Source organism: Microbacterium sp. I2, from assembly GCF_051364985.1.
Taxonomy (GTDB): Bacteria; Actinomycetota; Actinomycetes; order Actinomycetales; family Microbacteriaceae; genus Microbacterium.
This window is the reverse complement of sequence record NZ_JBLWIH010000019.1, coordinates 345,878-365,532: the sequence shown is the minus strand read 5'-3', so window position 1 is coordinate 365,532 and position 19,655 is coordinate 345,878. Positions and strand designations below refer to the sequence as shown.

Here is a 19,655-nt window from a genome sequence, read left to right as displayed (position 1 = left end):
GCCGGGCCGGCGCTGTGCCTGCGGTCGGTGGTCAGCGGAATCGCACGCCACTGCGGCCCGAGCCGCCCTGCTCGTCCAGAGCCTGACGGGCGGCGGTCATCGCCACCGAACCGGGATAGCCGCGGCGGGCGAGCTGACCGGTGAGCCGGCGCAGCGCGGTGTCACGGTCGACGTCACGCAGTGAGCGGGCCTTGGCGCGCGCGAATTCGAGGGCCCGGTCGAGATCGTCGTCGGGGAGCGCCGCGAGGGCGGCATCCGCGACGTCTCGCGGGATGCCGCGCTTGGCGAGCGTCCGCGCGATCACCTGCCGCCCTTGCCCCTTGCGGTCGACGCCCGCGTGGATGAGCTGCTCGGCCAGCGCCGCATCGTCGAGATAGCCCCGACGGAGGAAGCCGTCGAGCACCGTCTCGACCGCTTCGTCGTCGAGGTCGCGCTCCGCGACGACCGCGCGCGCTTCGCGCACCGACAGCGATCGGACGCGGAGCTTTTTCAGCAGGTTCTTCTCGGCGATGTCGCGTTCGATCACGGCGCCCTCGTCGTACGCGTCCTTCTCATCCGCCGCGCCCGCCGCGTCGTCGCCACCGATCCAGCTGGGGTGCCAGACGGGCGAGGCTTCGGATCCGGTGGGCGCGGGGTCGACCCGACGACTCCCCTCAGGTCCGGTGTTCTCGTCGCGCCGATCGGGCGCGGCCGCGGCAGTCGCCGTGCGGTCGCCGAAGAGCGGGATGACGGGGGCGAGTCCGTCGTCAGACCCGCCCCCGTTCATGCTGTCCACAATGTCCGGGTCAGTCGCGTCGTCACGCCGGGCGACGCGCTGCGAGCTCGTCGTCGACGGGAGCCGCGACCTCGCCCTTCGGCACGCCGATGCCCAGCTTCACCTTGATCTTCGACTCGATGTCGGCCGCGACATCCGTGTTCTTGATCAGGAAGTTGCGCGCGTTCTCCTTGCCCTGACCGAGCTGCTCGCCGTCGTAGGTGTACCACGCGCCCGACTTCTTCACGATGCCGTGCTCGACACCGAAGTCGATGAGACTGCCCTCGCGGGAGATGCCGACGCCGTAGAGGATGTCGAACTCGGCCTGCTTGAACGGCGGGGCCATCTTGTTCTTGACAACCTTGACGCGCGTCCGGTTGCCGACCGCGTCGGTGCCGTCCTTGAGCGTCTCGATACGACGGATGTCGAGGCGGACCGACGCGTAGAACTTGAGCGCCTTGCCGCCCGCGGTGGTCTCGGGCGATCCGAAGAACACGCCGATCTTCTCGCGCAGCTGGTTGATGAAGATCATGGTGGTGTTGGTCTGGTTGAGCCCACCCGTGAGCTTGCGCAGCGCCTGCGACATCAGGCGCGCCTGCAGACCCACGTGCGAGTCGCCCATCTCTCCCTCGATCTCAGCCTTCGGCACGAGGGCGGCGACGGAGTCGATCACGACGAGGTCGATCGCCCCGGACCGCACGAGCATGTCGGCGATCTCGAGCGCCTGCTCACCGGTGTCGGGCTGCGAGACCAGCAGAGCGTCGATGTCGACGCCGAGCTTCTGCGCGTAGTCGGGGTCGAGAGCATGCTCGGCATCGATGAAGGCGGCGATGCCGCCGGCGCGCTGCGCGTTCGCGATCGCGTGCAGCGTGAGTGTGGTCTTACCCGACGATTCCGGACCGTAGATCTCGATGATGCGTCCGCGGGGCAGCCCGCCGATGCCGAGGGCGACGTCGAGGGCGATGGACCCGGTCGGGACGACCTCGACCGGAGCGCGGTCGTCGCTGCCCAGCCGCATGACCGAGCCCTTTCCGAACTGCCGGTCGATCTGGGCGAGGGCCGATTCGAGGGCCTTCTCGCGGTCAACTGCTGAGGGCATGACGTGCTCCTTCTACTCGTGTTCCGTCGCCTGTAGGCTGTCGCGCTCCACCCCGGACGGGACGGATGCTGCGACAAGGCGTGAGGTGTCGTTCGACGCTGTTCACGTTAGGGAAGGGCTCCGACATCCGGCGGTGTTCCTCTCCATCCGTGGACAGACACGTCCTCGACTCCTGCTGTGGAGGAGCCTATGCGGAACTCGAACACCCGTTCGACTCGACACGCCGCGAAGCGGCACGTCGGGGGATGCGTGTCAGCGACGGCGCGGTTCGATCCGACCGACGCCGTATCGGCGTTCGGCCGGCACGTCCAGCTCGTCGCACAGGGCAAGCCAGACTTCGCGCGGGGGGACGCCGGCGTCGATCGCCTCGGCGGCGGTGCGGCCGCCGACCTGCGTGAGCACGAGGTCCGTCACGACCGCGGTCGCGCGGCCGTGGAACTCATCTGCGACGGCTCGGTCGAACTCACTGCGACGCAATGCGGTGCCCGTCTCCTGACTTCTGCCGAAGGGTGCTCGTGTGCTCAGCGCAGCGACAGCTCGGCGTCGACCGACGCGACCAGATCGTCGGGAACGACGTCGGGGAACGGCTGCAGACCCTCCATGACGGAGATGCGGTCGCCGACCTCTCGCATGATCGTCGAGATGGGCACGTCCAGTGCCTCGGCCACCGACGCGAGAATCTCGCTCGAGGCTTCTTTCTGACCGCGTTCCACCTCGCTCAGGTAGCCCAGCGCGACACTCGCGCGGCTCGCCACCTGGCGGAGGGTACGACCCTTCTGCTGGCGGAAATCACGAAGAACTTCGCCGATCTCTTGACGTACCAGGATCATCGGGGCCCCCTCCTCACTTCTGATTCCGCCGCTGTCCGGGTGGACAACAGTACCGCACCGGATGAAGCCAATCTAACCCTGCCGGCTGTGCGATGGGTGGGAATCGCCGAATGTAACCGACACGCAACACGGCGTATTCCGCCCGAGCGAATGTGTCGGTCACAACTGCCGGATCGTCTCGGCCAGAGCTGCGGCCACAGCCTGACGGCGGATCGCGGGGCGATCACCCGCGAAGGCGTGCCGCGTCGTCGACTCGCCCAAGGGCGTCACGACCGCGATCCAGACGGTGCCCACCGGCTGGCCGTCCTGCGCCTCCGGGCCCGCGACGCCGGTCGTCGACACGCCGACATCGGCTCCGAGCACGCGGCGCACGCCGCCGGCCATCTGCCGTGCCACGGCCGCGTCGACGGCACCCACCGCATCGAGCAGCCCCGCATCCACGCCGAGCACGTCGCGCTTGATCTCGGTCGAGTACGCCACGACTCCCCCGCGCACCACCGCGGATGCGCCGGGCACATCCACGAGCGCGGACGTCGCCAGTCCTCCGGTGAGCGACTCCGCCACGGCGATCGTCCAGTCCCGGCGAGCGAGCGCACCGAGGACCTGGGCGGCCACCTCATATGTCGCAGACGGATGCCGCTCCCCCGCGTCGGCCGTCACTCCGAGGCCTTCCTCCGGGCGCCGCGCACCTCGCTGACGATGTAGTCGATGCCGCTCGCCACGGTCAGCACGACTGCGATCGTCATGGTCACGCCGTTGAGCCACCAGATCCACTCGCCGACGATCGTCCACAGCGGCAGAAGAGCGAGTGAGAGCGCGACGGCCTGCGCGACCGTCTTGAGCTTGCCCATCCACGCGGCCGCGAGAACATGGTCACTGACCACGGCGAAGCGGTAGACCGTGATCCCGATCTCGCGCACGAGCACGATGATCGTGACCCACCAGGGCAGTTCGGCGAGGATCGACAGCCCGACGAATGCGAACCCCGTCAGCACCTTGTCGGCGATCGGATCGAGGAGCTTGCCGAGATCCGTGACGATGTCGTGGCGGCGGGCCAGGTAGCCGTCCAGCCCGTCCGTGGCGATCGCGACGATGAAAAGCACCGCCGCCCACCAGCGCAGCGCGCCGTCTGCGCCGCCGTCCGCCAGCAGCATCCACAGGAAGACCGGCGCGCACAGGATGCGCACGATCGTGATCGCGTTCGGGAGCTGCCGCGGAATCGCCATGCGTCGACCCTACCGGCGCAGCGGAGTCAGTCCCGGCCGGTCAGGCCCCACGCATCCTCCGAGCCCTCGTCGCCCTCGACCGTCGGGATGCCGTCGAACTGCGACGCGACGGCATCGGCCCCGTACCGATCCCCGTCGGCGCCTGCGGCCGCCGGGGCAGCGGCAGGCGGGTCCTCGCCGCGCAGCCGTGCCAGCACCTCGGGAAGCTGATCGGGGCGCACCATCACGTCACGGGCCTTAGAGCCCTCGGACGGTCCGACGATCTCGCGCGACTCGAGCAGATCCATGAGGCGGCCCGCCTTGGCGAACCCGACACGCAGCTTGCGCTGGAGCATCGAGGTCGAGCCGAACTGCGTCGAGACGATCTGCTCCGCCGCGGCCAGGAGCAGTTCGAGGTCGTCTCCGATGTCGGCGTCGACCTCCTTCTTCTCCACGGCCGCCTGCACGTCGGAGCGGTACTCCGGCCGCGCCTGCGCGGTGACGTGCTTGACGACGGTCTCGATCTCCTGCTCGCTCACCCATGCGCCCTGCACGCGGATCGCCTTGGACGCGCCCATCGGCAGGAACAGTCCGTCACCCTGCCCGATCAGGCGGTCGGCGCCGGGCTGATCCAGGATGACGCGGGAATCGGTGACGCTGGTCACGGCGAACGCGAGCCGCGACGGCACATTCGCCTTGATGAGGCCCGTGACCACGTCGACAGACGGACGCTGCGTCGCAAGGACCAGATGGATGCCACTGGCCCGGGCGAGCTGCGTGATGCGCACGATCGAGTCCTCGACGTCGCGCGGGGCGACCATCATGAGGTCGGCGAGCTCGTCGACGACGACGAGGAGATACGGATACGGCTTGAGCACCCGCTCACTGCCGGGCGGAAGGGTGATCTCGCCGGCGACGACCGCCTTGTTGAAGTCATCGATGTGGCGGAAGCCGAAGGACGCGAGGTCGTCGTACCTCATGTCCATCTCCTTCACGACCCACTGCAGCGCCTCTGCCGCCTTCTTGGGATTCGTGATGATGGGGGTGATCAGGTGCGGCACGCCCGCGTACGACGTCAGCTCGACGCGCTTGGGGTCGATGAGCACCATGCGCACGTCGGCCGGCTTCGCCTTCATCAGCAGGCTCGTGATCATCGAATTGACGAAGCTGGACTTTCCGGAGCCGGTCGAGCCGGCCACGAGAAGGTGGGGCATCTTCGCGAGGTTGGCCACGACATATCCGCCGCCGACGTCCTTGCCGACGCCGATCGTCATCGGGTGCGTGGAGTTCGTCGCGTTCGCCGAACGCAGCACGTCGCCGAGCGTCACGATCTCGCGGTCGGCGTTGGGGATCTCGACACCGATCGCGCTCTTGCCGGGGATGGGCGCGAGGATGCGCACTTCGTTCGACGCGACGGCGTAGGCGATGTTGTTGGTCAGCGCGGTGATGCGCTCGACCTTCACCCCGGGCCCGAGAGAGATCTCGTACTGCGTCACAGTCGGACCACGCGAGAAGCCGGTGACACGCGCGTCGACCGAGAACTGGTCGAGCACGCTCGTGATGGCGCGGACGGTGTCGTCGTTCGCCTGGGAGCGCGCGACGTGAGGCGTGCCGGCTGCCAGCGCGTTCACGGAGGGGAGGCGGTACGGGGCGGACGGCGAGTCGTACGACTCCTGCGACCCGATGCCGTCGAGCCCGGGCAGGACGCCGTCGTCGACCGGCCCGGTGTCGGAGTCGTCGCGCAGCGACGTGCGGGACGAGGAGGTCGCCGCCTTCGCCGCGGACAGGACGGACGGATCGATGACCTCGGTCATCGCATCGGCCGGCGGCGGCACGACCGGTGCGATCGCCTGATCGAAGCCGCCCTGCGGCGGGCCGGGAGGAAGCAGAGTGGTCAGGTCCTGGGACCCGATGCCGTCCTCGGGGTCCTTCTCACGCCCGGTCTTGTTGCGACGCCACCACGGCAGCGACGGATCGGAGTCCTCGTCGTCGTCAGAGCCGGAGGCATCCGCCTTGTCGGCCGTCGACTTCTCGTCGCGCGGCTCGGCGTCGAACATCCAGGCATACAGGTCGCCGAGACGGCTGCCGATGCGGTTGGGCGGAGTCTTGGTGAGGATCAGGATGCTGAGCACGGCCAGCAGCGAGAGCACGATGTATGCGCCCACATCGGTGAGCAGCATCGCGAGCGGCTCGCCCAGCATCCAGCCGAACAGTCCGCCCGCCTCGCTCAGCGCCGGCAACCCGTCGTTCGGCTGGGGCCGCCCGCCCGCCACATGGCAGAAGCCCGCGATCGTGATGATCAGCAGGCCGAAGCCGATGCCGACCCGCCCGTTGTCGTGCACCGATGACGGATGACGGAACATCCACCCGGCGAGAAGGAGCAGCAGCACCGGAAGCACGAACGCCTCGCGGCCCAGCAGCATCCCGACCGAATACGCGCTGATCGTCTTCGCGACCTCGTTGCCGATGAAGAACCACTCGTTGACGGCACCCGCGATCGCGAGCAGGACCAGGAGGAACGGGAAGCCGTCGCGACGCTGCTCCTTCTCGAGCGTCTCGGGGCCGAAGGCGCGGAAGAGCCCGCCGGTCGCGTGCGCAAGCCCGAGCCATGCCCGTGCGGCGACGGGCGGCTTGTCGGTATCGCCGACGTAGCGCTTGGGCGCGGGGGCGGGCTTGCGGGCCCGCGACGACGGAGTTTTCGACGCGGCGGAGGACGCGCCCGAAGACGCGCGCGATCCCTTGGTCGGGCTGGTGCTCCTGGCCATTCCTCCACGTTATGCCGCGGAGGCGACATTCGCCCGCAAGCGCGCGGCGCTTCGGGCGCTACGCCTCGATACTCCGCCGATGGATCTCGGCTACGCCTCGATCACGAGCGGGACGATCATCGGCCGGCGCCTCAGCGACTGGTTCACCCAGCGGCCGATCGTGCGGCGCACGACCTGTGAGAGAGCGTGCGCGTCGCGCACGCCGGACTGGGCGGCTTCCGTGAGGGCCGCGGCGATCTTGGGCTTGACGGCTTCGAACACCGCATCGTCCTCGGCGAATCCGCGCGCGTGGATCTCGGGTCCCGAGATGATCTTGCCGGTCGAGGCATCGACCACCACGATGACCGAGATGAAGCCCTCCTCGCCGAGGATCCGGCGGTCCTTGAGGTCGGCATCCGTGATCTCTCCGACGGTCGAGCCGTCCACGTACACGAATCCCAGGTCGAGCTGACCCACCACACGCGCATCGCCGTCACGCAGGTCGATGACGGTGCCGTTGTCGGCGAGGATGGTGCGTTCCGCGTCGATGCCCGTGTCCTGCGCGAGGCGCGCGTTCGCCATGAGGTGGCGGTACTCGCCGTGCACCGGCAGGACGTTGCGAGGTTTCAGGATGTTGTAGCAGTACAGCAGTTCGCCGGCGGCCGCGTGACCCGACACGTGCACCTTCGCGTTGCCCTTGTGCACGACGTTCGCACCGAGCTTGGTGAGCCCGTCGATCACGCGGTACACCGCGTTCTCGTTGCCCGGGATGAGGCTCGAGGCGAGGATCACGGTGTCGCCGGGACCAGGTTCGATGGCGTGGTCGAGGTTTGCCATGCGGCTGAGCACGGCCATCGGCTCACCCTGGGAACCGGTCGACATGTAGACGATCCGGTCGTCGGGCAGGTCTCGCGCCTTCTTGTAGTCGATCAGCACGCCCTCGGGCACGTGCAGATACCCCAGATCCTCCGCGATGGTCATGTTGCGCAGCATGCTGCGACCGAGAAGGGCGACGCGGCGGCCGTGCGCGGCCGCGGCGTCCAGCACCTGCTGGACGCGGTGCACGTGGCTCGAGAAGCTCGCGACGATCACGCGGCGCGGAGCCTTGCCGATCACCTGGTCGAGCACCGGTCCGATCGAGCGCTCGAGCGGCGTGAAGCCGGGCACGTCAGCGTTCGTCGAGTCGACGAGGAACAGGTCCACGCCCTCCTCGCCGAGGCGGGAGAAGGCGCGCAGATCCGTCAGCCGGCCGTCGAGGGGCAGCTGGTCCATCTTGAAGTCGCCGGTGGCGAGCACGAGGCCCGCGGGCGTGCGGATCGCGACGGCGAGCGCGTCGGGGATCGAGTGGTTGACGGCGACGAACTCGAGCTCGAACGGGCCGAGGTTCTCGCGCTGGCCTTCGGCCACGGTCAGGCTGTACGGCTTGATGCGGTGCTCTTTGAGCTTGGCCTCGGTGAGCGCGAGCGTCAGCCCGGAGCCGATGATCGGGATGTCGCTCTTGAGCTTGAGCAGGTAGGGCACGGCGCCGATGTGGTCTTCGTGGCCGTGGGTCAGCACCACCCCGACGATGTCGTCGAGGCGGCCCTTGATGGGCTCGAAGTCGGGCAGGATGAGGTCGACGCCGGGCTGGTGCTCCTCGGGGAACAGCACGCCGCAGTCGACGACCAGCAGCTTGCCTCCGTACTCGAACACGGTCATGTTGCGACCGACTTCGCCGAGGCCGCCGAGCGGGACGACCCGAAGGGTCCCCGCTTCGAGCTCGGGCGGGTCGTATGGGGTCGTGGGCATTGTCAGCCTCCCTCGGACGCCGAAGCATCCGTCTTCATTCATCCGCGCCGTCCTCCCGGTCGGGGAGGGCGACGCGCTGTGTCATCTGGTGGTGCCCGACACCTTCGGCAGCGCTCCGCCGGCGGCGGCGTTGCGGTCGGGGCGGAAGTTCGAGAAGTCTGCCCCCGGCACATCGCTGACCAGGGCGATCTCGTCCTCGATCTTGGCGGCTTCCCACTCCTCCGGCCCGACCAGCGGCAGGCGCACGCGAGGACTGGAGATCCGCCCCAGGCCGTGCAGGATGTACTTCGCCGACACCGTGCCGGGCACGTGGGTCATCACGGCGCGCACGAGCGGCTCGAGCTGCATGTGCGCGGCCGTGGCCGCCTTCAGGTCGCCGCGGTTGACGGCGTCGATGATCACCCGGTACGGCTGCGCGGCGATGTTCGCCGTGACGCCGATGAGGCCGGTGGCGCCGATCGCGAGGTGCGGCAGGACGTTGGCGTCGTCGCCGGAGAAGTACATCAGATCGGTCTGATTGAGCACGCGGCTCACCTCGCTGAAGTCGCCCTTGGCGTCCTTGATCGCGAGGATGTTGGGGTGCTTGGCCAGGCGCAGGATCGTCTCGTATTGGATCGGCACGCCGGTGCGGCCGGGGATGTCGTAGAGGATCACCGGCAGATCCGTGGCGTCCGCCACGAGACGGAAGTGGGTGAGGATGCCGGCCTGCGTCGGCTTGTTGTAGTACGGCGTGACGATCATGATGCCGTCGGCGCCGACCTTCTCACTGGCCTTGTAAAGCTCGATCGCGTGCGCGGTCTCGTTCGAGCCGCCCCCCGTGATGATCTTCGCGCGGCCGGCGGCGGCGTCCTTGCCGACTTCCACGAGGCGGATCTTCTCGGCATCCGTCAGGGTCGAGGTCTCGCCGGTGGTGCCGGTGACGACGATGCCGTCCGCGCCCGCGGTCACGACATCGTCGATGTGCTTCTCGACGGCGGGCCAGTCGACCTCGCCGTCGGCCGTCATCGGGGTGATGAGGGCGACGAGCACCTGTCCGAAGGGATTGCCCGTGTGCGTCATGCCTTCAGGGTATCGGGATGCCGCGCCCCTCGCCGCCCGCTGCTCAGCGGCCGCGCTCGCCCACGCGGGCGGCGACCGACGGCGGCGCGAACCGCGCGAGGGCGACGAGGATCTTGTAGCGCAGCGACGGGACCGACACCGCGACGCCACGAGCGGCGTCGCGCAGGGAGGCGGCGACGACGTCTCGCGCGTCGAGCCAGAGCGAGTCGGGGATGCCCTCCTTGCCGGGCGGCAGGCCCATCCGCTCGTGGAAGCGGGTGTGGGTATAGCCGGGACAGACAGCGGTCACGGTGACCCCTCGCGGGGCGTAGCGGCCGTGCGCCCAGCGGCTGAAGCTCACGAGCCAGCCCTTGCTTGCGCCGTATGTCGAGCGTGGGATGAACGCCGCGACCGAGGCGACGTTGAGGATGCGGCCGTGCCCGCGGGCGAGCATCGCACCGAGTGCCGCATGCGTCAGCCGCATCGGCACCTCGACGTGCAGGCGAAGGTGGGCCACCTCGTCGTCGATGTCGTTGGCCTCGAACGACAGGGGCAGGCCGAAGCCGGCGTTGTTGACCAGCACCTCGATCGGTCGCGCCCCATCCGCAAGGCGCTCCTCGACCCGCACCCGCTGCCGCGCGTTGAGCAGGTCGGCCGCCAGCACCTCGACCTCGACGCCGTAGGTCGCCCGCAGCCCCTTGGCCAGGCGGTCCAACGCATCCCGGTCGCGTGCGACCAGCACGAGATGGGCGCCCTTGGCCGCGAGCTGCCGCGCGTACTCGGCTCCGAGTCCCGAACTCGCGCCGGTGATGAGTGCCGTCTTCGCCATGAGCGTCAGCCTAGGCGGGGCGTTCCAGGGTCAGGAAGCGATACCGGATGCCGGAGCGCGAGGTGTGCCAGCCCTTCGCCGGGTCCTCTCGCACCGCCTGCCATCCGGCGCGGTCCGGCGCACGGGTGTCGCCGTCCACCTCGACGTCGAGTTCGGTCACCTCCAGGCGATCCGCCGCCGAGATCGCCTCGCGGTAGAGCTGCCCTCCGCCGATGATCCAGATGCGCTCCGGATCGTCGGAGCCGGCAGCGGCGAGCGCCGCCTCGAGCGAGCCGGCGCGCTCGGCTCCGGCATCCGTCCAGTCCTCCTGGCGGGTCACGACGATGTTGCGTCGCCCGGGCAGCGGACGGAAGCGGTCCGGGAACGACTCCCACGTGCGGCGTCCCATCACGACGGGGGCGCCCATCGTGACGGCCTTGAAGTGGGCCATGTCTTCGGGCACGTGCCACGGCATGCCGCCGTCGGCGCCGATCACGCCGTCGGCCGCCTCGGCCCAGATCATCCCGACCGGTGCGGTCATACCGCGACGGCGCCGCGGATCGCGGGATGGTGCTGATAGTCCTCGAGGACGAAGTCCTCGTACGTGTAGTCGAAGATCGACTCGGGCTTGCGGGTGATGCGCAGTGCAGGATACGGGTACGGCTCGCGGGTGAGCTGCTCGCGAACCTGGTCGAGGTGGTTGTCGTAGATGTGGCAGTCGCCGCCCGTCCACACGAAGTCACCGGGCTCGAGACCTGCCTGCTGCGCGATCATGAGCGTGAGCAGCGCGTACGAGGCGATGTTGAAGGGCACCCCGAGGAAGAGGTCGGCGCTGCGCTGATACAGCTGGCACGAGAGCTTGCCGTCGGCGACGTAGAACTGGAACAGCGCATGGCAGGGTGCCAGCGCCATATCGGGGATGTCGGCGGGGTTCCACGCCGACACGATCAGGCGGCGGGAGTCGGGGTTCGAGCGGATCTGGTCGAGCACCTGCGAGATCTGGTCGATCTGCTCGCCCGACGGGGTCGGCCACGAGCGCCACTGCACTCCGTAGACGGGCCCCAGCTCTCCCTCGGCATCCGCCCACTCGTCCCAGATGGTGACGCCGTTCTCCTGCAGCCACCGGACGTTCGACTCGCCGCGGAGGAACCACAGCAGCTCGTAGGCGATCGACTTGAAGTGCACGCGCTTGGTCGTGATGAGGGGGAAGCCCTGTGACAGGTCGAAGCGGATCTGACGCCCGAACGAGCTCGTGGTGCCGGTTCCCGTGCGGTCCGATTTGTGCGTGCCGTGCTCGAGCACATCGCGCAAAAGGTCCTCGTACGGGGTCGGGATCGGCGTCGTCACGGCTGCCACGATACCCGCGCCGGAGCAGGTGCGGGTCAGCCGTGACGGGATGTCATCTTCCGCCATTGCGCCCAGCTCGCGTCCGAAAGGGGTTAGCCTGATCTGCTGTGACCCTGGTCGGTGCTCTGATCGCCCTCGCCGCGCTGCTCGCGGCGACGGTGGCCCTCGGCGTCCTGCTCAACTGGAGCCAGTCCCGGCCGCGCCGCGACATCGCGCACGAAGTGGTCGAACCGCACCGGCTCGGTGCGGACGCACTGGGCGAGTCCGCGACGCTCCTGCAGTTCAGCACCGAGATGTGCGCCCGCTGCCCGGGGGTGCACCGCACGCTGTCGGCGATCGCCGACGACCACCCGGGTGTGCGCCACCTCGACATCGACCTGACGCACCGCCCCGACATCGCGAAGCACTTCCATGTGCTGCAGACGCCGACCACCCTCGTGCTCGATCGCCACGGTGTCGTCCAGACCCGATTCGGGGGGATCCCGAGCCGCGATGTGCTGGAGCTGGAGCTCAATCGCCTCACCGCCGAGAACGCGAATGTCTGACTCCGCCGGATCCGCGCGGCGCGGCATCGACCCGCGCGGACCCCGCTTCGCCGCGGCCATCACGTCGGTGCTGCTGCTGATCGTGGTGTTCCTCGGACTCACCGGGCTCTCGACGGCGCACCTCTACACCGTGCCATTCGGGTGGTTCGGTGAGGTCGATTTCGCGTTCGTCGCGGGCGGGACGCCCTGGCTGATCACGTTCGCCAGCCCGCTCCAGCGCTTCCTCGACCCCGCATTCCTGCTCCTGCTCGTGGCTGCGCTGCTGTTCCTGTGGGGCGTCCTCTCCCCGCGCACCGCGCCGTGGGGCGTGCTGTACCGCAAGGCCGTCGCACCACGCCTGGCTCCTCCGACCGAGCTCGAGGATCCGCGTCCGCCCCGCTTCGCCCAGGGCGTGGGCCTCTTCGTCGCCGTCGTGGGCCTTGTCCTCCACCTGGCAGGGGTCCCCTGGGCGCTGACCATCGCCGCGGCCGCCGCGTTCGTGGCGGCCTTCCTCAACGCCGTCTTCGGATTGTGCCTGGGGTGCCAGCTCTATCTGCTCCTGCAGCGAGCCGGCACCGTCGGCCGGGCGCGCCCGCGCTCGGCGTGATCGACGTCTCGAGCACTGTCAACCCGTCGCGCCGCGGCATCCGTCGCCGTTAGGCTGACCGCGAAGCGCCCGGTGGTCGGGCGCACCACGATCGAGGAGGCCCCCATGACCGTCACGAGCGAAGCCACTACCGCCTGGAAGGGCGGCCTTGTCGACGGATCGGGCGAGGTGACGTTCGTGTCGTCGGGGCTGGGCACCTTCGACGTCAACTGGAAGGCTCGCAGCGAGGGGTCGACCACGGTCACGACGCCCGAAGAGCTCATCGCCGCCGCGCACTCGTCGTGCTTCAGCATGGCGCTTTCGCTCGCGCTCGCCGAGAACGGCACGCCCCCGGAGTCCATCGACACGACCGCGTCGGTGACCTTCAAGCCCGGCACCGGCATCACCGGCAGCCACCTCAACGTCAACGCCGTCGTGCCGGGACTCGAGCCCGAGGACTTCGAGCGCATCGCCCAGGGCGCCAAGACCGGATGCCCCGTCTCGCAGGCCCTCGCGGGCATCGAGATCACGCTCGAGGCGACGCTTGCCTGAACCCGGAGCGGATGCCGTCCGCCGCATCGTCGTGGCGGGGGCATCCGGTCTGATCGGGCGCGCCCTGGTCGACAGCCTCCGCGCGGACGGCGTGCAGGTCACGAGGCTCGTGCGCCGTCCCGCGGAATCCCCGGACGAGGTCGAGTGGCTCACCGACGACCGTCCGCTGGACCCGGGCGTTCTCGCCGGGGCCGAGGCCGTCGTGGGGCTGAGCGGGGCGAGCATCGGGCGCTTCCCGTGGACGCCCGCCTACAAGAACACCCTGCTGTGGTCGCGCATCACACCGACGCAGGCTCTCGCGCGCGCCGTCCGGCAGATGGCGACGGATGCCCCGGCCTTCCTGTCCGCGTCGGCTGTGGGCTACTACGGGTCGGCGCCGGGCATACGGCTCACCGAACGGTCGGAGCGCGGCGAGACCTTCCTCGCCGATCTGTGCGGTGAGTGGGAAGGGGCGGCGCGAGCCGCCGGCGATCACGCGCGCGTCGCACTGCTGCGCACGGCGCCGGTGGTCCATCGCGACGGCGTGCTGGCTCCCCTGCTCCTCCTGACGAAGACGGGGCTCAGCGGCCCCATCGGCCGAGGCACGCAGGCGTGGCCATGGATCTCGCTCGAGGACGAGGTGCGTGCGATCCGCCACGTCATCGACGCAGGGCTGGACGGCCCGGTCAATCTCAGCGGACCCACGCGCGCCACGGCGAACGACCTCGGGTTCGCTCTCGCGGTGCGGATGAACCGGCCGTTCCTCGTGAGGGCGCCGGAGTGGGGCATGAGGCTGGTGCTCGGCCGCGACGCGACCGAGGCGATCCTCACCGCCGACATGCACGTCGCGCCCGACGTGCTCGAAGGCAGCGGCTTCGCCTTCCACCATGCCACGATCGAGGCTGCCGTCGCCGCCGCGGTGCCCGCGGCATCCTGATCCTCGCCCGCGTCAGCGTTCGGGGTCGGCGCGTTCGAGCCGGATCGCGGTGCGCACGGCCTCGCGGGCACGTCGCCGGTCGCCTGCCGCGTCGTACGCGAGACCCAGTCGATACCAGGCACGCCAGTCGTCCGGATGCGATTCGACATCGGCCCGGTATGCCGGGAACACCGCATCCCCGTCGGCGCGCGCGACACGGCCGCTCGGCAGCAGCGTCACCTCGTCCTGCGGCAGCGCACCGTCCGCCTCCAGCCGGCGGCCCAGCTGCTGCGCCCTCACGCCGAACCACAGTTCGCGCCCCAGTGCCCACACGGCGATGACCGGCAGCACCACCAGCGCGATACCGAGGCCGACGCCCACCGGATCGCCGCTCACCAGCAGCAGCCACGCCCGCTGACCGACCAGTGCGATGTACAGCGCGAGCAGCACCGCCATGACGGCGACGCCGATGCGTGCGCTCATGCGCTCGTGGTCCGGGCGACCTGACCCGGCACGCCTCCCTCATCGACCGGCGGCTGAGGGGCCGGCGTCCGCGCACCGCGGCCGATGCCGATGTCGATCAGGCTGTCGAGGCCGACGACGACCCCGCGCGCACCGCGGGCGGCGCCGAGGGCGAGACGGATGCCGGGGGCATAGGCGAGTGCGGGCTCCACGGTGTCGTGGACGATCGTGAGCGACTCCCCCGCACCGGACAGGATCGTCTCCTGCCGCGCCACGACACCCGGTCTGCGCAGCGAGTGGACGGGCACACTGGCCACCTGCTGGCCCCGGGCACGCTGATCCACGTGGGGAGACTCGACCGGACCGACGGCTTCGCGCGCCGCGGCGATCAGCTCCGCGGTGCGGACGGCCGTGCCGCTGGGCGAGTCGATCTTCGTCTCGCGATGCGCTTCGACGATCTCGATCGACGGGAAGAAGGGCGCGGCCGCGGCCGCGAGCGCCGAGCCGAGCACCGAGCCCAGCGAGAAGTTCGGGATGAAGACGGCGCCGGTGCCGGCGGCCTCGACGAGCGGCCGGATGAGCGCGATGCGCTCGGAGGACCAACCGGAAGTGCCCACCAGCACATTGATCCCCCGCTCGATGGCGGCGCGCACGACGTCGATCGAGACCGCCGGAGTCGAAGCGTCGACCACCAGGTCCGCCCCCGCCAGCTCGGACAGCTCGGAACGGGACGACAGCACGGCCCCGATCTCGTACCCTGGCTCGGCCTCCACCACGTCGCGGATGATACCGCCGAGCTTGCCGGTGCCGCCCACGATGGCCACGCGCGTCGTCATGGCCTCCATCCTAGGCGGGCACCGACGACCGGCCCGGAGGGCGGCCGCGTCTACGCTGGTCGTGTGGTGACCCTGCGCCCCTCCCCCGTCGACGCCGCCGATGCCCACGAGCTCCTCGCGGAGTACTTCCGCTCGAGGACCCAGGGCTTCGCCGAGATCGACGTCTCATACACGACGACGTTCCCCGATCCCAGCGCGTTCGAGCCGCCGCGCGGCGTGTTCATCGTGCTGGACGACGACGAAGGCACGGCGGTCGGCTGCGGAGGCATCCGTCGACTGCCACCCGGACCGCACGGAACGCGCTATGAGGTCAAGCACCTCTATCTGCGCCCGCAGACACGCGGGCGGGGCTGGGGACGGCTGGTCATGGACGAACTCGAGTCCCGCGCGCGGGAGCTCGGCGCGCGCGAACTCGTGCTCGACACACACCACTCCCTCGAGGCGGCCGCCGCCCTGTACGCCCGAACGGGGTTCGTGACGATCCCCCGCTACAACGACAACCCCAACGCGTCGCGCTGGTACAGCAAGGTGCTCGGCGAGGGCGGAGTGGAGCCGGCTCTGCCGTAACCGTGGTCAGCCGGCCCGAAGGGCGCTGACCGGCTCGATGCGGGCTGCCCGCCGCGCCGGGATCCCACCGGCGACCAGGCCGACGACGGCGCCCAGGAGCGCGCCGCCGATCGCGACCAGCGGATCGACGATCGGCGTCCATTGCTGCGCGAGCGAGACGCCCACCACGGCGATGACGCCGATGGATGCCCCGATCAGTCCGCCGAGGAGTCCGATCACGACGGATTCGACGACGAACTGCCCGGCGATCTGGCGACCGGTCGAGCCCAGGGCGCGGCGCAGGCCGATCTCGGGCGTGCGCTCCATCACGGTGAGCATCGTGACGTTCGCGATGCCCAGACCGCCGGCGAGCAGGACGATGCCCCCGAGGATCAGGAACACGACGTTCACGTCGGCCTGCACGCTGTCGCCGAGTTCCGAACGCGACGACGGGGCCGACACGTCGAATGAGTCCGGCGCGTCGGGAGCGAGGGCCACGACGGCCTGCTCTGCCACCTGCTGCCCGGCGCCCGGGGTGATCCGGATGAGCAGCTCTTCGGCCGCACCCAGCGCGATGTCCGCGCGGGCGGTCGACATCGGCACGACCACGGCGTCCAGCAGTTCGGCCCGTCGCTCGGCCTCATCGAAGATTCCGATGACGGCATACGCCAGCCCCGCGATGAAGATCGAGGGCTGACTGTCGACGCGGTTGATGCCGAGCCGTTCGGCCGCTCGCTCGCCGAGCACGGCCACCCGGTCGGCGCGCGCGTCGTGCCCAGTGTCGAACATGCGGCCGGTCGCCAGCCGCGCACCGGTGACCTCCAGCAGGTCGGCCGTCGATCCGAACAGCGGCGGCGGCGCCACCGCCGGCGCCGACGGGTCGTTGACCGGGACGGCGGTGATCGTCTCGGTGCCGAGGTCGGCCTCGCCGATCAGCGCGGCCGACTCGACACCGACCAGGAGCGCCACACGGTCTGCCGCGTCCCACGGCAGGCGCGAGGTCGCGACGCTCGCGCCGCTCGCCGTCTGCGCAGACGACGGCTCGATCACGACCTGCGTCGCGGCGACCGCGTCGAACTGGCGGGCGATCTGTCCGGCCGTCGTCTGGGCGAATCCGAGGGTCGCCACGAGCGCGCCGATGCCCAGGACAGTTCCGAGCACCGTCATCACCAGTCGCGCCGGTCGCGTCCCGATATCGGCGGTCGCCTCTGCCAGGAGATCGCCCATCGTGAAGCGATCGGCGCGCGGCACCTTCGTCACCAGCGGTGACCCCGGGGCAGCTTCGCCGGGCACAGGGTCTGCGGCATCCGGGGAGTCCGTGGGGACGGTCGCGTTCTCCTCGCCGATCGCGGTGGTCATGCGACCTCCTGCAGACGGCCGTCGGCGATCCGGATGCTGCGGCCCGCGCGGGCGGCGACGGCAGGGTCGTGCGTGATCACGACGAGCGTCAGTCCATTGGCGTTCAGCTCCTCGAACAGGTCGAGGACTCCTCCCGTCGTGTCACCGTCGAGGTTGCCGGTCGGCTCGTCTGCGAGCACCAGGCTCGGACGGCTCACCACCGCACGGGCGACCGCGACACGCTGCCGCTCACCGCCCGACAGCGTGCCGGGAAGGAAGTCGATCCGGTGCCCGAGGCCCACGCGCTCGAGCACCTCGCGCGCGCGGGGCTCGCGCTCGGCGCGCGCCACGCCGCTGTAGAGCATCGGCATCATCACGTTGTCCAGCACGCTCCGGCGCGCCAGCAGGTGGAAGGACTGGAACACGAATCCGATCCTGCGAGCACGGACGGCGGCGCGCTCGTCCTCTCCGAGCGCGCCGGTCAGATGCCCCTCGATCCGGTACTCGCCGACACTCGGCCGGTCGAGCAGCCCGAGGATGTTCAACATCGTGGATTTGCCCGATCCGCTCGGCCCCACGATCGAGACGTATTCCCCGGCGTCCACACGCAGAGACGCGCCCTTGAGCGCCTGCACCTCGGGCGGTCCGGGAAACGACCGTGTGACGTCGCGCAGTTCGATCAGCGGCGAAGTCATCGGCCCACCACGACGAGGTCACCCTCCTCGAGCTCGCCCGACTCGACCGGGCGCACCTCGACCGAGCCGTCCGCGGCGAGCCCGGTCTCGACGTCGACCAGTCGTGTCTCCGCCTGGTCTCCGTCGCGCGGATCGCCGTCGACCACTTCGACTCGGCTCTCTCCGCCGGGGCCGGCGGTGACCGCGGCGAGGGGCACGAACAGCACATCGCCCTCGGTCGCGCCGACAGGGATCGACACCCGCACGTTCGCGCCCTGCAGCTGCTGGATCTGCTCGGGTGTGAGCGGGTCAGGGGTGAAGCCGATCGTCCAGCGCCCGCTGGACTCCTCGCCCGGGGTCACCTCGGCGACCACGGCGCGGTGGCTCGAGCCGTCCGGCAGCTCGAACGACGCCTCGCCGCCGACCTGCAGCAGCGTCGCGTCCGCTTCGGCGGCCGAGCCGGTCAACTCGAGGGTGGCACCCGACACCGTCATCGCGACGCCCTGCAGGACCGAGCCACGGGCCGCGGTCACCGCATCCACGCGTCGCGGCAACGCAGCGAGGTAGAGCACCTCGCTCGAGGGCAGGAAGGGCAGCGCCTCTTCACGCGCACGCGTGAGCGCCTCCTGCGCCTGAGCTACCTGCGAGCGCGCGGCATCGACGGCGGCACGCTGTGCCCGCGTGTCCGGCGCGGCGGCGACTTCGTCCCGGCGGAGCTTCGCCAGAGCGAGGGCGTCCTCGAGATCCGCGACCACGAGCGGGTCCAGCGGCACCGCCATCCGTGCGGCGTCGAGCTGCCGCTGCGCGCTGGCCACCTGGTTGTCGGCCTCGCGCAGGGCCACCGCAGACGCGCCGCTGCCCGCACGGTTCAGCTCGTCATTGGCCGCGGCCAGGGACTGCTGCGCGGCGGTGACTCCTTCCGAGGCTGCCCGGACAGCCTCCTCGCCGCCCTCTGGCGGAGGCGGCGGGGCGTACCCCACGAGGTCGTAGAGCGCGGGCACCGCGGCGGCGGCCGCGGCGTCGAAGACGTCGGATGCCGGATCCCCGGCGTTGATGCCGACCGCGGCCATCGCCTGCTTGAACTGCACCACGTCCGGCCCCGACATCCCGAACCGCAGCGTGCGGTACGCGGGAAGGTCTCCCGGCAGAACGATGACCGGCCTGCCGGCGATCTCGAGGGCCACCGCCAGAGGGCCGAACTCGGCGCCGGCCTCGGGAACCCGGCCGGTCACGATCGCCGGCCCCGTGAGCGAGGAGGTGTCGAGGGTGATCTCGGCGGCGTCGGCGTAGCCCACCTCACCGCGGATGGTGACGTCGTTGCTCAGCTCGCCGAACTCGACCGGCACCGTGATCAGGCCGGGCTCGGGCGGCTCCGCCCGCGCCGATGCCTCGGCGGGCGAGACCACGAAGCGTCCGACCAGAAGCCCGACCACGAGGCTGGCCACGGCCACCGTCGCCACGATCCACAGTGCGCGGTTCCCGTCGAACACGCGACGCCAGCGCGTGAGCAGGCCTGCACGCGGCGGCGCAGGGGCGGCTTCGCCGCCGGCCTCGCCCTCAGCAGTGGTCGTCGCCGTCCCGAGGATCTCGTCGAAGCTCGCGTCGTGCTGCTCTTGCGATCCCGCCACG

At 70.3% G+C, this 19,655-nt stretch carries 22 protein-coding genes; 5 read left to right on the top strand and 17 right to left on the bottom strand.

Annotated features, from left to right (window positions below; translation table 11 throughout):
• Positions 1-31 precede the first annotated feature (31 nt).
• The 12 genes from ACLKM7_RS15330 to ACLKM7_RS15275 all read right to left on the bottom strand — a co-directional run bounded on the left by ACLKM7_RS15330 (position 32) and on the right by ACLKM7_RS15275 (position 11,613).
• On the bottom strand, positions 32-766 hold the full coding sequence (locus ACLKM7_RS15330; RefSeq protein WP_436448016.1) for a regulatory protein RecX: 735 nt from the start codon (positions 764-766) through the stop codon (positions 32-34).
• Between the two features lie 31 nt (positions 767-797).
• Positions 798-1,853 (bottom strand): recombinase RecA, encoded by a 1,056-nt coding sequence (gene recA / locus ACLKM7_RS15325; RefSeq protein ID WP_436448015.1) that lies wholly within the window; start codon positions 1,851-1,853, stop codon positions 798-800.
• A gap of 252 nt (positions 1,854-2,105) precedes the next feature.
• Positions 2,106-2,330, bottom strand: coding sequence for a DUF3046 domain-containing protein (locus ACLKM7_RS15320; RefSeq protein ID WP_436448014.1), 225 nt, complete (start codon positions 2,328-2,330; stop codon positions 2,106-2,108).
• A gap of 44 nt (positions 2,331-2,374) precedes the next feature.
• Entirely contained in the window at positions 2,375-2,683 is a 309-nt protein-coding gene (locus ACLKM7_RS15315) for a helix-turn-helix domain-containing protein (RefSeq protein ID WP_168912172.1), read from the bottom strand.
• Between the two features lie 159 nt (positions 2,684-2,842).
• Positions 2,843-3,343 (bottom strand): CinA family protein, encoded by a 501-nt coding sequence (locus ACLKM7_RS15310; RefSeq protein ID WP_436448013.1) that lies wholly within the window; start codon positions 3,341-3,343, stop codon positions 2,843-2,845.
• A complete protein-coding gene (pgsA, locus tag ACLKM7_RS15305) occupies positions 3,340-3,909 on the bottom strand; it encodes a CDP-diacylglycerol--glycerol-3-phosphate 3-phosphatidyltransferase (RefSeq protein ID WP_436448012.1) in 570 nt (189 codons plus the stop codon). The genes ACLKM7_RS15310 and pgsA overlap by 4 nt, the downstream gene beginning before the upstream one ends.
• Positions 3,910-3,935: 26 nt before the next feature.
• A complete protein-coding gene (locus ACLKM7_RS15300) occupies positions 3,936-6,653 on the bottom strand; it encodes a DNA translocase FtsK 4TM domain-containing protein (RefSeq protein WP_436448011.1) in 2,718 nt (905 codons plus the stop codon).
• Positions 6,654-6,743: 90 nt separating this feature from the next.
• Positions 6,744-8,420 carry a ribonuclease J gene (locus tag ACLKM7_RS15295; protein WP_436448010.1) on the bottom strand — a complete coding sequence of 559 codons (1,677 nt, stop codon included), beginning with the start codon at positions 8,418-8,420 and terminating at the stop codon, positions 6,744-6,746.
• A gap of 81 nt (positions 8,421-8,501) precedes the next feature.
• On the bottom strand, positions 8,502-9,479 hold the full coding sequence (dapA, locus tag ACLKM7_RS15290; RefSeq protein WP_436448009.1) for a 4-hydroxy-tetrahydrodipicolinate synthase: 978 nt from the start codon (positions 9,477-9,479) through the stop codon (positions 8,502-8,504).
• A gap of 43 nt (positions 9,480-9,522) precedes the next feature.
• Positions 9,523-10,287 carry an SDR family NAD(P)-dependent oxidoreductase gene (locus ACLKM7_RS15285; protein ID WP_436448008.1) on the bottom strand — a complete coding sequence of 255 codons (765 nt, stop codon included), beginning with the start codon at positions 10,285-10,287 and terminating at the stop codon, positions 9,523-9,525.
• A 10-nt stretch (positions 10,288-10,297) separates the two neighbouring features.
• Positions 10,298-10,807 (bottom strand): dihydrofolate reductase, encoded by a 510-nt coding sequence (locus ACLKM7_RS15280; RefSeq protein ID WP_436448007.1) that lies wholly within the window; start codon positions 10,805-10,807, stop codon positions 10,298-10,300.
• Positions 10,804-11,613: a thymidylate synthase gene (locus ACLKM7_RS15275; protein WP_168912735.1), complete on the bottom strand. Its 810-nt coding sequence runs from the start codon at positions 11,611-11,613 to the stop codon at positions 10,804-10,806. Before ACLKM7_RS15275 ends, ACLKM7_RS15280 begins: the two co-directional genes overlap by 4 nt.
• A gap of 107 nt (positions 11,614-11,720) precedes the next feature.
• Here ACLKM7_RS15275 and ACLKM7_RS15270 point away from each other — a divergent pair, with 107 nt between their 5' ends.
• The 4 genes from ACLKM7_RS15270 (at position 11,721) to ACLKM7_RS15255 (ending at position 14,191) form a co-directional block, all read left to right on the top strand.
• Positions 11,721-12,158 carry a TlpA family protein disulfide reductase gene (locus tag ACLKM7_RS15270; protein ID WP_436448006.1) on the top strand — a complete coding sequence of 146 codons (438 nt, stop codon included), beginning with the start codon at positions 11,721-11,723 and terminating at the stop codon, positions 12,156-12,158.
• A complete protein-coding gene (locus ACLKM7_RS15265) occupies positions 12,151-12,744 on the top strand; it encodes a DUF4395 domain-containing protein (RefSeq protein WP_436448005.1) in 594 nt (197 codons plus the stop codon). The genes ACLKM7_RS15270 and ACLKM7_RS15265 overlap by 8 nt, the downstream gene beginning before the upstream one ends.
• Positions 12,745-12,849: 105 nt before the next feature.
• Positions 12,850-13,275 carry an OsmC family peroxiredoxin gene (locus ACLKM7_RS15260; protein ID WP_436448004.1) on the top strand — a complete coding sequence of 142 codons (426 nt, stop codon included), beginning with the start codon at positions 12,850-12,852 and terminating at the stop codon, positions 13,273-13,275.
• Positions 13,268-14,191 carry a TIGR01777 family oxidoreductase gene (locus ACLKM7_RS15255; RefSeq protein ID WP_436448003.1) on the top strand — a complete coding sequence of 308 codons (924 nt, stop codon included), beginning with the start codon at positions 13,268-13,270 and terminating at the stop codon, positions 14,189-14,191. The genes ACLKM7_RS15260 and ACLKM7_RS15255 overlap by 8 nt, the downstream gene beginning before the upstream one ends.
• A 12-nt stretch (positions 14,192-14,203) precedes the next feature.
• On the opposite strand, the gene ACLKM7_RS15250 is transcribed toward ACLKM7_RS15255, so the two are convergent.
• Together ACLKM7_RS15250 and ACLKM7_RS15245 are read right to left on the bottom strand one after the other, a co-directional pair.
• Positions 14,204-14,653 (bottom strand): hypothetical protein, encoded by a 450-nt coding sequence (locus ACLKM7_RS15250; protein ID WP_436448002.1) that lies wholly within the window; start codon positions 14,651-14,653, stop codon positions 14,204-14,206.
• Entirely contained in the window at positions 14,650-15,468 is an 819-nt protein-coding gene (locus tag ACLKM7_RS15245) for a 4-hydroxy-tetrahydrodipicolinate reductase (protein ID WP_436448001.1), read from the bottom strand. Before ACLKM7_RS15245 ends, ACLKM7_RS15250 begins: the two co-directional genes overlap by 4 nt.
• A 63-nt stretch (positions 15,469-15,531) precedes the next feature.
• On the opposite strand from ACLKM7_RS15245, the gene ACLKM7_RS15240 reads away from it, so the two are divergent.
• On the top strand, positions 15,532-16,035 hold the full coding sequence (locus ACLKM7_RS15240; protein WP_436448000.1) for a GNAT family N-acetyltransferase: 504 nt from the start codon (positions 15,532-15,534) through the stop codon (positions 16,033-16,035).
• A 6-nt stretch (positions 16,036-16,041) separates the two neighbouring features.
• Here ACLKM7_RS15240 and ACLKM7_RS15235 read toward each other — a convergent pair whose 3' ends face one another.
• The 3 genes from ACLKM7_RS15235 to ACLKM7_RS15225 are packed head-to-tail and all read right to left on the bottom strand — an operon-like array spanning position 16,042 to position 19,654.
• Positions 16,042-17,373 carry an ABC transporter permease gene (locus ACLKM7_RS15235; RefSeq protein WP_436447999.1) on the bottom strand — a complete coding sequence of 444 codons (1,332 nt, stop codon included), beginning with the start codon at positions 17,371-17,373 and terminating at the stop codon, positions 16,042-16,044.
• Positions 17,370-18,047, bottom strand: a complete 678-nt coding sequence (locus ACLKM7_RS15230; protein ID WP_436447998.1) for an ABC transporter ATP-binding protein — start codon at positions 18,045-18,047, stop codon at positions 17,370-17,372. Before ACLKM7_RS15230 ends, ACLKM7_RS15235 begins: the two co-directional genes overlap by 4 nt.
• Positions 18,044-19,654: a hypothetical protein gene (locus ACLKM7_RS15225; RefSeq protein WP_436447997.1), complete on the bottom strand. Its 1,611-nt coding sequence runs from the start codon at positions 19,652-19,654 to the stop codon at positions 18,044-18,046. Before ACLKM7_RS15225 ends, ACLKM7_RS15230 begins: the two co-directional genes overlap by 4 nt.
• Position 19,655: the final 1 nt, after the last annotated feature.